The following is a 490-nucleotide window of genomic DNA, read 5'->3' on the forward strand; positions in this document are numbered from 1 at the left end:
CCTACGGGTGGCAGCAGTCGAGAATAATTCACAATGGGGGCAACCCTGATGGTGCAACGCCGCGTGGAGGATGACGGTCTTCGGATTGTAAACTCCTGTCATCCGGGAGTAAGACCTGGTCGTTAATAGCGAACAGGGTTGATAGTACCGGAAGAGGAAGGGACGGCTAACTTCGTGCCAGCAGCCGCGGTAATACGAAGGTCCCGAGCGTTGTTCGGAATCACTGGGCGTAAAGGGAGCGTAGGCGGCGTGGTAAGTCAGATGTGAAATCCCGGGGCTCAACCCCGGAACTGCATCCGATACTGCCATGCTAGAGGATTGGAGAGGTAGCTGGAATTCTTGGTGTAGCAGTGAAATGCGTAGAGATCAAGAGGAACACTCGTGGCGAAAGCGAGCTACTGGACAACACCTGACGCTGAGGCTCGAAGGCCAGGGTAGCGAAAGGGATTAGATACCCTTGTAGTCCTGTCTCTTATACACATCCTACGAG

General features: G+C 54.3%; 1 rRNA gene. It reads left to right on the forward strand.

Annotation, left to right across the window (positions count from 1 at the left end):
* A 16S ribosomal RNA gene (locus ACTHSX_RS10470) occupies positions 1-490 on the forward strand; the annotation flags it as partial.

It is taken from the genome of Neisseria sp. P0014.S002, assembly GCF_051958295.1.
GTDB lineage: Bacteria > Pseudomonadota > Gammaproteobacteria > Burkholderiales > Neisseriaceae > Neisseria > Neisseria flavescens_B.